The following is a 13,982-nucleotide window of genomic DNA, read 5'->3' as shown; positions in this document are numbered from 1 at the left end:
AACATTTATTTTAAAACAAATAACTAAGTGTAAAATCAATCAAGTTATCTTCTTTCGATTTTCCGTAGGTTATTGTAACTGCTGCGGCGTTAAATGGAGAGATCCAAAGTCCGCCCCCATATCCCTGATGCCATCTATTTGAATTTTCGCCATCTGTCCAAACTCTGCCAATATCGTTAAACAACAGCATCCCTGCCTGTCCGTTAAAAAGATAACTATGAATATTCTTTAGTTTCACTCTGAATTCTGTGTTCTGATAAAACGATTGATCGCCGGCAAACCGGTTACTCCTGAATCCTCTGAGATTGGCTTTTCGTCCCAAAAAGTTGGAGTGAAAAAATTCATAATCTCCCACATTTGTTGCGCCTCCAAAACGAAATGCAAAAACAAACCTCGGATCTTTTTGAAAACTAAGATACAAACTCAAATCCGACTGTAGCTTCATAAAATTCTTTCCTTCGCTTTTTAAATTATGATATGCACCTGCCTCAGTTTTCCAGTAAATACCCCGTTGCGGTATCGTTTCATCGTCTCTGGTATCGATTGTAAAGTTGGCATTTATTCCCGTAAAATGGTGGGCGTTGTATGCCGATTCCGGAAGTACACCGGGATAAAGTTGCCCGACAAATCTTTCCGTAGTATCAGTTACATCATAATATTGATAAAATGCCCCCATAGAATAACTGACGGATTTATTAACCTGATGATACAAAGCCGGATTCAGCCAGCCATAGATATAACGCACCCGATAAAAGCGTTTGCTGTCTGTTATTTTTTGCGTTTCATTTCCGGGTCCGTAATAATTATCAACGCTCCTGGGAATACTTATGTTTGCATCCATTTTAAAATCAAAAATTTGCGACACAGATGTAACCAATCCTTTGTAAGCTAATTCAAATGCACCAGTCAGGAATGCAACTTTCCCTGTAAACTGATGAAAGCTTGAATCTCTGAAGTTATAATTTTTTATACTTACACCACTACCTAAAAATACCCCATCGTCGATGTTGTAGCCTCCAGTTATCAGAGGCATGGTCTTGTCAAACTTAAATTGTTTCCGGTTGTAGTTGTCGATACTTTTTTTACTGCTTAGATGCATCCGGGTCTCGCTGCCTGGTTTTAGCTTGTTTTTTTTGTCTTTTCGCTCATAAACAATGGTTTTTTTGCTTAGCCCTTTTACAATGGATTTGTCTTTTACCTTGTCCTTATCCTTACCTCCGATAATTCTGATTTTTATTCCTTTTTCGGCCTCACCGCTCAGTTCAAACTCATCCTCGTCTTTTAAACCGTAAAGTCTGATTTCCTTTGTTTCATCGGGCAGAAAAGTTCTTTCATACAGTTTTTCCTTTACTTTTCCTTTTTTGTCGCTCAAAGCAAAAACTTCTACTTTTGTATTGCCGTTCTGTTGTCGTTCCACCAGAAACAAATCACGTTCATCTGTTCCAACTACATCAACTTCTTTTGATAAAAAGCGATAAAACTCATCAGCGTATTTTGGGAGTAAATCTCTCCTTGATTTTAGTTTCTCTTCAATTTCTTTTCCCGATTTGGCATAAATCCCGGGGGGCAGTTCAGAGATGGCTTCGTGAATAACAGAATCCGTAATACAGGTTTTAATGTCTTCCGCAATCTCGATCCAGTTTTGCAAATCCGGTTCTGAAAGAAAAGCACGGTCGAAATAGCGGGAATTAAATCCGAGCCCAACTACATTTTTGATAGTTGAATCGAAACCCTGGAATTTTGGAACCACCCATTTCCGGGAAGCAACCCACATTAGCGGGCCTTCATTTACAAAATATACCTGGTCGCGATCGCGGGGAATCGGTTTGTAAATTTTAACTCCGTCCTCGTTAAAAGTAGCCCAGCGCCACTGGTCATCGTGCCTGTCCCAGTCGTTGAGAAGAATATCCAGCAAACGGGCACGTAAAACAGCTTTTTGATCTACCATGTGGTCATGCTTGTCATTGGTCTTTTTGATTGTTTCCGCAGTGTTCACAATGTCTTTTGAATAGCCAAAACTTTGAATATCTTTTCTGTTTCCTGCCGGCCGTTCTTCAAAAAGAAAAATGTCGTTGGCAATGTCTTTTCTGTATATTCCCAGACGTGGATCATCAGTAACCCATACCAATTTTGGGTTTGTATGCATCACTCCCGCTGCGTCGGCCAATTTGGGAATTGTGACAGCGGCATAAGGATGCGAAGCCGAAATACCGTCCTGTACCACATCGACTGCGATGGTATTTTGCATTTCTTTTGATAAAGCTTTCTCAACAAATTTATTTACCGAGCGCAAAACGTATTGTTTCCCGTCTTTATCTTCCAGTCTTACAGAACGGGTTTGCTGGCCTCCGCCTCTTTTTATAATTGATAAACCGCCTTTTTCTGCTTCGATATCAAACACCGGAAAATCGACTGCTGTGCTCCACACCTCGCGGTAATTTTCACCCATCAGAAAACGCTGGACTTTTCCAATCTGGTATAAATCAGTTAACTTTTCATGTACAATGCTATCGGTGAAATCGATATCTTGAAACGTTGCTTCCGTCTTCTCTGAACTAAATAACGGTTTAGAATACAACTTCTTATTAAAAAGTAATTTTTCGGAACCATTGTTTTGGGGACTAAAAAACTGTAACCAAACGTCACCATTTTTATAAAAAGATAATTGGGCAAAACCCACGGATTGAGCAGCAAAATCGGCTTCCTTTTCCCGTTCAGCAATAAAAGTTCCTTCGCCGCCTCCGCCACTTACAATATGGTGCAAGCTATCTGCCTGAAAATACTGTAAATTGTGTTCATGCCCCGCTGCGTAAATTACATTCGGATATTTTTCAAGAATCTCAAGTAAGTTTTGTTTAAATAATTTATAATCCGGATTGGCCAAATCCTGGGGGTCTCCAAAATATTTCCTGTGACCGGTATAAATAAATCCGGGTAGTGGAATATACAGCGGAGGCTTTGCTTCCATAAACGGAAAAATATTCATCAGAAAAGGAAAATAACCGCCGTGATTACCTACGCTAAATAAAGGATGATGCGTAGCGAAAACTATTTTTTTATCTGTATTTCTGCGAATTGCATCTTCAATCTGAATGTATAAATCGTTTTCATCTTCGATGTCACAATCATCGTCTAATTCAGGTTTCTCAAATCTATGAAACCACCATTGCGAGTTAACAACAATTAAGGTAATATCTTCTGTTAAATCAATTTCAACAGGGCCGGGGCAGCCTTCATCCGGCAGATATGTATTCCCGCGGTCAAGAAAACTTTCAATAAATTCTTCCTGCTGAATAACCGATTCCCAGCCTTCTTTACCGCCGTTTGCCCAGTCGTGGTTTCCCGATAAAAACACAATTTTTCCCGGATGTTCTTTTATCCGGTTCAAAATTGCTTCGTGCCGGCGAAGTGATTCTTCAAAACCGGGCTCCTCTTTGTCGGGCAATCCCCTTGGGTAAACAATATCTCCAAGAACAACCAATGCACTTTTTTCACCTTCGTTATCCAACTTATTTTTTAACAGTTCAAGATTTATATTTTCAATCGGGTGTTTTAAGTCTCCAATTAAAAAAATAGAATAAAGCTTTGTTTCAGGGGGCTCAGTTATTTCGCCGGGCCATTCCCTGTTTTCTGCAGAATAAAAAATTTTCTGTGCCACCGCAGCCTGCTGAAACAACACACAAAATAAAAAGGTGAAGATTGTGATATATTCTTTTCTTTTATTGCCCATCGTTTGTAAAAGGTTGAGTTCTCATCGAAAACACAGAAATTCGACCACTGGTTTCCTTGCCTTCATTCGAAATATACAGTGTGCCATCAGGGCTAAAACAAATTCCTTCCGGCTGCGGATGAATTTTTGTTTCCAGTTGGACGATACACTGTAATTCTTTTTCAGAAGAATATATCATCAGCAGATTTCCTACTGAAGCTAAAATATAAATATCGCCGGTGACGGGATGAATCGCTATTGCTGAAGGCTGAAATGTAAGGTCGCCTTTGGCATCGTCGAGAGAAGCAAGCAGTTCAACACCCCATTTGGTAATGGTGTTGTAATTTTTAAGGTCTTTTATAAAATCAAGCCGGATGACCAGAAAAGGATCTAAATCGAGCAAATTTGTTTTGATATCGTATTGATAAATCGCCTTCTGGTTTTTTCCACTTTTATCATCCACAAAAGGGTGCCCTTTACAGGCAATCAGCAGTTGTTTTGAGGGTGGGTAATAACACAGCCCTTCAGCATCATTCTTTTTGGTAAGAATGGTTGGATACTTTTCAACATCATCTTCATTTTCATTCAGGTAATTGTTCACCTTGTATAATGTGCCATTGCTTTTTAATACCCAGGCGTCATTCTTCACAATCTCGATGGCTTCATAATCGCCATCATCTTCAAAATCAATTTTACGCTCTACATCTCCGGTTAGCAAATTAAAAATATAGATATTCCCTTTTTCATCCTGAATGCAGGCCAGCCGGTATTTGTCAATGTAACTCAATCCCGAAATCTCGTTCAGCTTTTTAGGAAGTTTCCATGTTTTGTTGGGACGATTTAAAATATAAGGAAGTGTATAGGACTTATTTTTGAATAATTCGTTTTTCTTTAACTCCTGCGCATTTGAAACGCCATAACTTATTAAGAATATAAGTAATATTACATTTTTAAAAAGCTGCATTCTTACCTTAATTGTATTCATAAAGTCCATCTGGATACCAAATTTAGGAGATTACATTATTATTTTTAAATAAAATGCAATTTTTTATCCGGTTACAACTGATGCATCATCTTTACACCAAATTGTTTTCCCACCTTAACATTAAAAATAAAAAGGACGGGTTTATGCCCGCCCTATTCTTAAACTTATATATATATGTATACTAATATCCGTCGTTTTGTACTAAATATCCTTCTACGATAGAAGTGCCGTCAATAGCCGTTTGAGGAATTGGGAAAAGACGTTTTTCAACATCACTGTTCGTCTTTTCTATTAAGGGATCTTCATATTTTCCAAAGCGTATCATATCTGTTCTTCTTTGATGTTCCCAATAAAATTCGAAACCGCGTTCACGATAAAGAATATCCAGATTAAGCTCGGTTAAAGGAGGAGGTGTAACTTCTGGTCTGGCTGTTCTTGAGGCCCTTACAAAATTTACATCAGCAAGCGCTCCTGAGTCATCTCCTTTTTGAAGTTTAGCCTCAGCCCGCAACATATACATGTCTGCCAAACGTACAATTACGAGGTCATGTTCACCCTTATTTGTTCCGTTTGTTGACACTGAACTCCACTCGTATTTTTCAACCCTGTATCCTCTGTTATAATCACTTCCTTCAGCTGTAAAGTCAACCTCCAAAAGATAATCAACATATGCGTCAGCTGCAGCCCTTCTCACATCTTTAACCGGACCAATGTAGTATTCTCCTTCCTCATCAACAAAAAAAGGCTGTTTATGTCCGGCATTTTGCAAACCATATTGAAGGCCTCTGTATATCCCCCGGTTTAACTTAAAATCTTCAGCTGAAATTGTTGAGTCTTCCGGAATAACCAATCTTTCCCAAAAGAACCTGCAATCCGCGTCAGCAGGATCAACATCACCGTATGCATCTACCCAACTCTGATAAAACTCCTGAGTAATTGCACCACCATCTGTTCCATCGCCATCAGGGTATAACGGATTACCATAAAAACTACCTGACATGGACCAGTAACACATACGATTGTGAGATGTACTCAAATCTGGCCGCTGATCTATCGCAAAAATTAATTCACTATTCGTATGGTTATCATTGTCAAAACAAGCAAAATATTCAGAGGACATTGTATAATCATAATCATTAATAACTTTGGAACTGTACTCAATTACTTTATCCATATCAGCATCAGTGAAATCAAAACTGGTTGCATAAGGATCGCGCCACACAGCAGCGTTCATGTATAATCGTGTTAAAAGTGCATAAGCTCCCCCTTGTGTCAATCGTCCAGGACCGACATCTGTTTTTAAATCGCCTATAACAGCTTCAAATTCATCACGAATGTATTCAACAGCATCACCCCCACGCAAAACAACGGAAAGCTCATTCGGGTCATCTTTCTGAAAAGCGATTCCCCATAAATCCAACATCAACATATTATAATATGCCCGCATTCCTCTTACTTCTGCCAGAAATGTTTTTGCAGTGGCATCTGTTTTTGCCAAAGGTGTTAAAGTGGCTATAGCGCTAACAGATCTCGAAAGCATGAGCGTGAGATCATTCCAGGTATCCCTAATCTTTGCGTTTGTTGGAAGGCATTCATGTTCATGTAATTGGTAAAATACACCTCCATCATACCAGTCTTTTCCTCCTCGTGCAGGTAGAATTCCTTCATCTGAAGAAATTATCTGAAGACAAAATAAATGTGTATGCAAAAATAGAGTCGAGAGATTTGAATAAACAGGGGCAACTACGCTGGTTACAATTTCATCCTCGGAAACACTGCCTGTCAGAGATTCGTCGAGAACCTGCTCTTCAAGGTCCGTACAACTCCAATTAAATAACAGGGCCAACGACAGGATCGTAAATTTTATCTTATTTTTCATTTGAATTTTCTTTTAAATTAGTTAAAAGGTTATGTTTAGTCCAATTACAAATGTTCTGGCTTTGGGATAGCCGTTGTCGTCTATTCCAAAGGATTGTACTCCTCCGGTTGATTTATCCTGATTTACTTCAGGATCAAACCCACTGTAATTTGTTATCACAAATAAATTCTGACCTGTAAGAGACAGGCGCAGTCTCTTCGCCCAATTTCCAATACCCAGTGCATTTGTATCAAAATCATATCCTAAAGTCAAATTGTTCAAACGAAGAAAAGAACCGTCTTCGAGATAACGTGTCGACACGAGGGCTGCGTTTGTAATAGCTTCTTCAGGAAACTCAAGCGCTTTAGCTACTACATTATTTGAAGTAGCAAGCTGGCCTTTATAAAATTTGTTCATAGCTGTATGGTTATAAATCTCATTGCCAGACACTCCATTAAAATTAAGGCTTAAATCAAATCTTTTGTAACTCAAGTTTGCATAAAAGTTGTACATTACATCGGGCAGTGCACTTCCAACAACATAACGGTCATCGCCATCAGTCTCCAGGGGAGGCTCGTATGTAGAAAGACCATCGGAGCCAATTCCGGTGAATTTTTGCATATAAAAAGAGCCTATCGGATAACCATTTATCATACCGTTAATTGTGGCACCCGTTTGACCCGAACCCGAAGCTGCTCCCGTTGTTAATACGGTAAACGGAGAATCTTCAACCACATTATCAATAAATGTTGCATTTGCTCCAAAGGAATAAGAGAATCCGTTATCGTTCCAGTGTTGATAATCCAAAGCTATTTCCAATCCGTTATTGATGATATTCATCCCTTCAACATTGGTCCAGTATGTAGGCGCAGGAGAAACCGGATCAAATGAAGGCACCTCGACCAGAATATTGTTCGAAACTTTATGGAAATAATCCACAGTACCGGAAAGTGCACCATCAAACAATCCAAAATCCAAACCAACATTTGTTTGGGTAGAAACCTCCCACTGAATGTCAGGATTTGCCAAACGTGTATAAACTGTTCCAACCGGGTAAACCCCAGTTTCAGATAATGGATAACTGTAAGAACCGCTGTTTGAAGACTGGAAAGACTCTTTTGTAATCTTGGGTGGAATTTCCTGATTCCCGGTTTGTCCCCAGCCGGCACGAAGTTTTAAGTTGCTAAACGGCAACGATTCCATAAAAGATTCTTCTGAAATTCTCCATCCTGCAGCAAACGACGGGAATGTACCGTATTTGTTATTTCCCCCAAATTTTGATGAACCATCTACCCTGACCGTTCCTGTTACCATATATTTTCCCTGGTAACTATAGGTTGCTCTACCAAAATACGATTGTAACTCATTAATCTGTGCCCAACCACCGGGACGGTTTGTTGCGAGGTCAAGAATTTGCCCGTTACCCGGATTGTAACGGGGTTCAATATCATTAGCTTCAAACTGGGTTATATTCCAACTCCGTGATCTTGCATTGTCTTTTTGATAAGAATACCCTGCCAATAAACTAATATTATGGCTCTCAACATCTAAAGTATAGGTCAGATAGTTTTCTATAAGGGTATTCGTTCCGTTATAAAAAGTTTGTTCCAAGTATCCCTGAACATAAGGATCCGTACTTGGCATTTCCTGTGCATCAGAATCGCTTGACCTGTTCTCGTATCCAAAATTGAGTTTGTATATCAAGCCGTCAATAATTTCAAATGAAGGAGTTATGTTGATAATCATTTTACGGCTCTCACTAAAATCTGTGAATAGTTCTGCCTGGCTGAGCGGGTTTATCAAATCCGGATATTTAATTGGCTCGCCATTTGAATCATAAGCCGGATATGTTGGATTAAAACTAAGCATATTGGAAACCACTGTTCCCATATGAGCATTTTCACCTTTTTCGATGGTAGAATTAAGGTTAAAATCAATCGTTAACCTGCCATCCAGTAATTTTTGAGTTGCATTGACTCTTCCGCTATATCTTTTAATACCTGTATTAATTACAATCCCCTTCTGATCAAGATAGCCCAGGGAAGCACGGTAGGTAAGCTTGTCTGACCCTCCCGACATAACAAGATTTTGATCCTGGGTAATTACAGTTCGCGTTAATTCATCCTGCCAATCAGTATTTCCTCCTCTGTCTTCGAGTATACCACCAATTTCAACAACCTTTTTGCGAAACTCGTCTGCACTTAAAACAGGCAATTTCTTTGAAATGCTAGATATTCCAATATTTGAAGTGATTGATACATTTGAAGCACCTGATTTTCCCCTTTTTGTTGTAATCAGTATTACTCCGTTTGCGCCCCGGGAACCATAAATAGCCGTTGCTGAAGCATCCTTTAAAACATCCATCGTTTCAATATCCTCGGGATTAATAAAGTTTAAAGGGCTTGTTCCTGACCCTGTTCCTGCAAGTCCAATGGGGAACCCATCAACAACAAATAAAGGACCTGACCCCTGACGAATGGTGCCCTGTCCCCGAATAGTAATTCTCTGCCCGCTTCCCGGCGCGCCACTCGACGATGTAATATTTACACCGGATACTTTCCCTTGCAACAACTGCCCGGGAGATGTTGTAACTCCCTTATTAAAATTTTCACTTCTTACAGAAGTAACCGCCCCGGTAATATCCCGCTTCTTTTGACTTCCATAGCCGATGGCCACCACTTCTTCAATCCCGATTGCCTCCTGCTGCATAACAATGCTAAAAAAAGTCTTCCCATCCACACTAACTTCCTGAGACCTTTTACCCACAAAAGAAAATAAAAGGGTTTCTGTACCCACCGGTATATCAAGTTGAAATGTTCCTTCGGCATTGGTGACAGTACCGACTGATGTACCTTTCGCAACTACAGAAACACCGGGTATCGACACACCGTCATCGTCGACTACAACCCCCGTAACTTGTTTGGTTTGTTGCTGCATATCTTCCAATTTACCCGTTTTCTTACTCAGAATAATCTGATGACCAGCAATCTCCGCGTTAACGGATGCTTGTTCTTCAAGTTCTTTTAATATCACATCAAGCGATTCATCTTTCGCATTGATGGTAATTTTTTGATCATTACGAAATACATCATCCTGGTACAAAAAATAAAAATCAGTCTGGTTTTCAATTTCCTGAATTAAGTCCTGAACCGCTACATTTTTCAAATTCAGGTTTAGTTTTGTAGACTGGGAAAAAGAATTCGCCCACGAAGCTGTAAAAACCAAAAACGAAAACAGGAGAGTTAGTTTCATTTTTCTAAAATTTAAATTCTGCCCTTCCCAAATGAAAAGACACCTCATTCGCGATTTTTTCATAGATTTGTTACGTTTAATTTAAACAATAGTTAACTAAGTATTAAAACCGGAAGGTGCTGGAACACCAGCCGGTTTTTTTTTATCTCATTTTATAGGTCGTTTCATTTATCTTTTCAAGTTGAACAGATGCTGTTTTTGCAAGCACTTTTAATACACTTTCTTTATCTTCTTCCAGCTTTAGTTTTCCTGAAATTGTACGAATTCCCAAAACCGGATCTGCCAGTACAATCCGAATATTATAATAGCGCTCCAGTTTTTTGACTATCCGGCTTAAATCTGAAGTTTCAAAATTCAGATAACCTACATGCCATGACACATAATTTATTACATCCACTGATGTTATTTTTGTTTCAGAATTTTGTTTGTTATAGGCTGCTCTTTGATTGGGTTCAAGGATATACTCACTATATAAAAGATGAAAACCATTTCTTCTTATTTTTACTATCCCCTCCACCAAAACTGTTTCTATAACATTGTCGGAAGGATAGGCAGAAACATTGAATTCAGTACCCAAATCTACTACTTCAACTTCATTGGTTCTGACTATAAATGGAATTTCGTTGTTGTGCTTAACTTCAAAATACCCCTCTCCAATTAAAAGGACCTCTCTTTTATTTTTTTCAAAAGCAGAAGGATAAATTAATCGTGAGCCTGCGTTCAGGTATGCAAATGAACCATCAGGTAGCTTTATCGAAGCATTTTTACCGTAAGGAACTATCAATTGATTTACATCTGTTTCAGAGAAATCGGTTTTTGAAACTACTGTATCTTTTTTATTAATAACAATCTTTCCGTTGGGCTGGTAAACGATTTCAGATTCTTTCTCCGGAATCTGAACATTTTCGCCGTTCCCCAAAATAAGCTGAGCATTTCCAACCGACTGCATTTCGGTATTTTGTTTATAAACATCCAGATAACTAACCGGTTTCCGGTAAGTATAAAATACAATTCCCAAGGTAAAAAACAGAACTGCAACAGCAGAATACCTGAGAACACCAAAAATTACCCGAACTGTTGTAAATTGCTTTTTCTTTTGATGTATGTTATTTGAAATTTTGGAAAATAGTTCGTGTGGAATATCTTTTAAATCCTTTGTTTTTTTTGATTTTAACGAAAGCAATACTATCCGGGACTGTTGAATCTGATCTTTTTCCTTAGGATTCTTTCTGATGAACTCCTCCCAGTAGTAGTCCAGTTCTTCATTTGGATTAAAAACCCATTTTACAAATTTTTGATTTTCGAAATATGATAAAAATTTCTTCATTTACTAATGCTTAGCTGGAAGTAGGAGTCAATAATCGTCAGAATATGGACATGATTGGCTAACTTTTTTTGAAAAACAGTGTAAAAAACACTTCAACCGTTTTGGGATCCAAAATTTTTCTAAGAGCAAGAAGTGCCCGATATAATAACTTTCGCGAAGACTCAACCGAAATTTTCATAATCGCTGAAATCTCTGTGTACTCCAGTCCTTCCTCAAATTTCAAATAAATAATTTCCTTTTGTTTGGGAGATAAATTGTTTACTGCGACTGAAAGCTTTTCCTTTAATTCATTCGAAATATCAAAGTCAATTAATTCATTCTGAATATCATAATTGCTATCAAAATACTTATTTTCAGCATCTTCAACTAATTCAATGGATTTATATTTATTTTGTTTCTTTATTTTTTTAATCAAACCATTTCTGAACGCAACAAAAAGATAAGCTTTTAAATTTCCGATTTTTTTTCCGGTCTTTTTTCTTTTGAGAAAAAGGTCGAGAAACATTTCCTGGATGCTGTCATGTACCAAATCTCTATCCTGACAAAGTTTGTAACCGTAGGAAAGCAACCTCTCAATGTATTGATGGTATATGGCGGAAAACACTTTATCGTCACCATTTAAAAACAGGTACCATAAAAAATCAACACTTTTAACATTGTTATCCTTCATCCAAACTTTTGTTAACGTTTCGAAAATTTCAAATGCAACTAAATCCAATTTTCAACTCCTTATCACATCCTCCTGCTACAAAGGAATATCCAAAACATCGATATCAGGTAGAAAAATTGTTAAACTTTTATTTCATTTTTAATAAAGAAACAACGGCCTGCTATTTCTGATAATGAACGAGCAGGCAGAAAAGTTGGACCACAAAACATAAAATCAAAATTTGAATTATGTAACATTTCTTATTCTATCAATACCTCTTCTACCTTTACCGGCCGGCCTTCAGCTACCGATTTCTTTGCTGCCAATCCGATTGCAATAGAAAGTAATCCGTCATTGCCACCAACCGGCATCTCGCTCCCGGAAACCAAGGCCTCAATAAATTCGCTCATTTCCTGATTGTACGACGCATCATAACGTTCGAGGAAAAAATGCAGAGGCAAGTCTCCTGAAATCCCTGATTCCGTATACAATTTATGGTTGTTGGGAAAGTTATTTTCCGCCTGTGCCATTCCTTTACTTCCAAACACTTCCAAACGTTGGTCGTAGCCATAAACTGCTTTCCTGCAATTATCGATTACCGCCATTGAGTCGTCTTCAAAAGTCAGCGTAATAATTGCAGTATCAATATCTCCTGCTTTTCCAATTTCCGGATCGACCATCACGGCACCCTTGGCAAAAACTTCTTTTACGGCTTTCCCTGAAATAAAACGTGCCATATCAAAATCATGAATTGTCATATCAAGAAACAGCCCACCGGAAACTTTGATATACGAAACCGGAGGCGGCCCGGGATCACGGCTGGTAATTTTAACAATCTGAACTTCACCAATCGCGTCATCTTCAACCAGTTGTTTTATTTTTTTAAATTCAGGATCAAAACGTCTGTTAAATCCAAGCATCAATTTCACGCCTGATTTTTCAACGATTTCCAACACTTCTTTCACCCGGTCCAGCGATAAATCGAGCGGTTTCTCACAAAAAATCTGTTTCCCGGCATTTGCTGCTTTTACAACATAATCGGCATGTGTATCAGTTGGCGAACAAATTACAACCGCGTCAACTCCTTCAACCGCCAGCAGTTCATCAAAACTTTTTACAAAAACCGGCACATTAAATTCATCTGCAATTTTTTTTGAAGCATCTTCAACATCCATTACAGCCACAACCTCAATTTCGGGAAAGTTTCTGCACAAATTTTTCAGATGTATTTTTCCTATTCTGCCCAAACCGGCAACAGCTACTTTTATTTTACTCATTTTGGTTTATTTTATTCTGTTAAAGTCCAAGTGATTTAATATATTGCCTGTTCCAATCGGCACATTTTTTTGGTGATCCCATTCCGGGAAGGACATCCTGTTCAACCACTATCCAGCCCTCGTACCCTCTACTTTTGAGAATGTTAACAATAGCAGGAAAATCAACATTCCCTTTTCCGAGTTCACAAAAAACACCTTTTTCTACTGATTTAAAATAGTCGTACTTATTCACCTGTGATTCCTTCCCAACTCCTGGATCAAAATCTTTAAAATGAACATGCCATATCCGGCTGTAATATTTTTCCAGGGCTTCAACCGGGTCGCCACCTCCAAATGCAAAATGTCCCATGTCAAGACATAATCCCAGCAATTCGGGATTGGTAAGTTGCATCAGTTTGTCAACCTCGACAGCCGTTTCTACATAACCTCCACAGTGGTGATGAAAAACAGTCCGCATTCCAAATTTGTCTTTTACGGCTTTGGCTACCTCTTCCGCACCGGAAGCAAATATTTTCCACTGCTTTTCATTCAAACCCATTTCCGGTGTTATCCGTCCCGCATTTTTGGTTCGTACTTCAACAGAACCATTTTCATCAGCCAAGACAATAAAGGCATTTCTGTAACCAGCATTATACATCAACTCTGCTGTTTTTAAAGCAAGTGCAACACCCTCATCGTGAGCTTCCGATTTTGCCATCGCAACGGGAACAAATGCACCGAGCAATTGCAGATTTTTGTTCTCCAGTGCTTTATTTAACTCATCCGGATTTGTTGGCATAAATCCCCAGTCGCCCAGTTCGGTTCCGGCATACCCGGTTTCCACCATTTCTGAAAGGACTTGTTTATATCCCAGCGATTTTCCTTCCAAATCAAATTCGAGGGCTCCCCAGGAACAGGGAGCATTAGCTATTTGAATCATAACCTG

General features: G+C 38.7%; 8 protein-coding genes. All 8 read right to left on the bottom strand.

Translation table 11 applies throughout. The annotated features are described in order from the left end of the window. Positions 1 to 10 precede the first annotated feature (10 nt). The 8 genes from K5G00_RS07745 to K5G00_RS07710 all read right to left on the bottom strand — a co-directional run bounded on the left by K5G00_RS07745 (position 11) and on the right by K5G00_RS07710 (position 13,976). Positions 11 to 3,730, bottom strand: coding sequence for a BamA/TamA family outer membrane protein (locus K5G00_RS07745; protein ID WP_238765567.1), 3,720 nt, complete (start codon positions 3,728 to 3,730; stop codon positions 11 to 13). Beyond that, a complete protein-coding gene (locus K5G00_RS07740) occupies positions 3,720 to 4,694 on the bottom strand; it encodes an SdiA-regulated domain-containing protein (protein ID WP_238765566.1) in 975 nt (324 codons plus the stop codon). Before K5G00_RS07740 ends, K5G00_RS07745 begins: the two co-directional genes overlap by 11 nt. Before the next feature lie 181 nt (positions 4,695 to 4,875). Further along, positions 4,876 to 6,573, bottom strand: coding sequence for a RagB/SusD family nutrient uptake outer membrane protein (locus tag K5G00_RS07735; protein WP_238765565.1), 1,698 nt, complete (start codon positions 6,571 to 6,573; stop codon positions 4,876 to 4,878). A 21-nt stretch (positions 6,574 to 6,594) separates the two neighbouring features. Then, positions 6,595 to 9,804, bottom strand: coding sequence for a TonB-dependent receptor (locus tag K5G00_RS07730; protein WP_238765564.1), 3,210 nt, complete (start codon positions 9,802 to 9,804; stop codon positions 6,595 to 6,597). A gap of 142 nt (positions 9,805 to 9,946) precedes the next feature. After that, positions 9,947 to 11,131, bottom strand: coding sequence for a FecR family protein (locus K5G00_RS07725; RefSeq protein ID WP_238765563.1), 1,185 nt, complete (start codon positions 11,129 to 11,131; stop codon positions 9,947 to 9,949). Positions 11,132 to 11,189: 58 nt separating this feature from the next. Further along, positions 11,190 to 11,801: an RNA polymerase sigma factor gene (locus K5G00_RS07720; RefSeq protein WP_238765562.1), complete on the bottom strand. Its 612-nt coding sequence runs from the start codon at positions 11,799 to 11,801 to the stop codon at positions 11,190 to 11,192. Between the two features lie 239 nt (positions 11,802 to 12,040). Further along, on the bottom strand, positions 12,041 to 13,057 hold the full coding sequence (gene iolG, locus K5G00_RS07715; RefSeq protein ID WP_238765561.1) for an inositol 2-dehydrogenase: 1,017 nt from the start codon (positions 13,055 to 13,057) through the stop codon (positions 12,041 to 12,043). Positions 13,058 to 13,076: 19 nt separating this feature from the next. Then, positions 13,077 to 13,976, bottom strand: coding sequence for a sugar phosphate isomerase/epimerase family protein (locus K5G00_RS07710; protein ID WP_238765560.1), 900 nt, complete (start codon positions 13,974 to 13,976; stop codon positions 13,077 to 13,079). Positions 13,977 to 13,982: the final 6 nt, after the last annotated feature.

It is taken from the genome of Maribellus maritimus, from assembly GCF_022267315.1.
Taxonomy (GTDB): Bacteria; Bacteroidota; Bacteroidia; order Bacteroidales; family Prolixibacteraceae; genus Draconibacterium; species Draconibacterium maritimum.
Note: the sequence above shows the minus strand (reverse complement) of the source record. Positions and strands in the feature narration are given on the sequence as shown.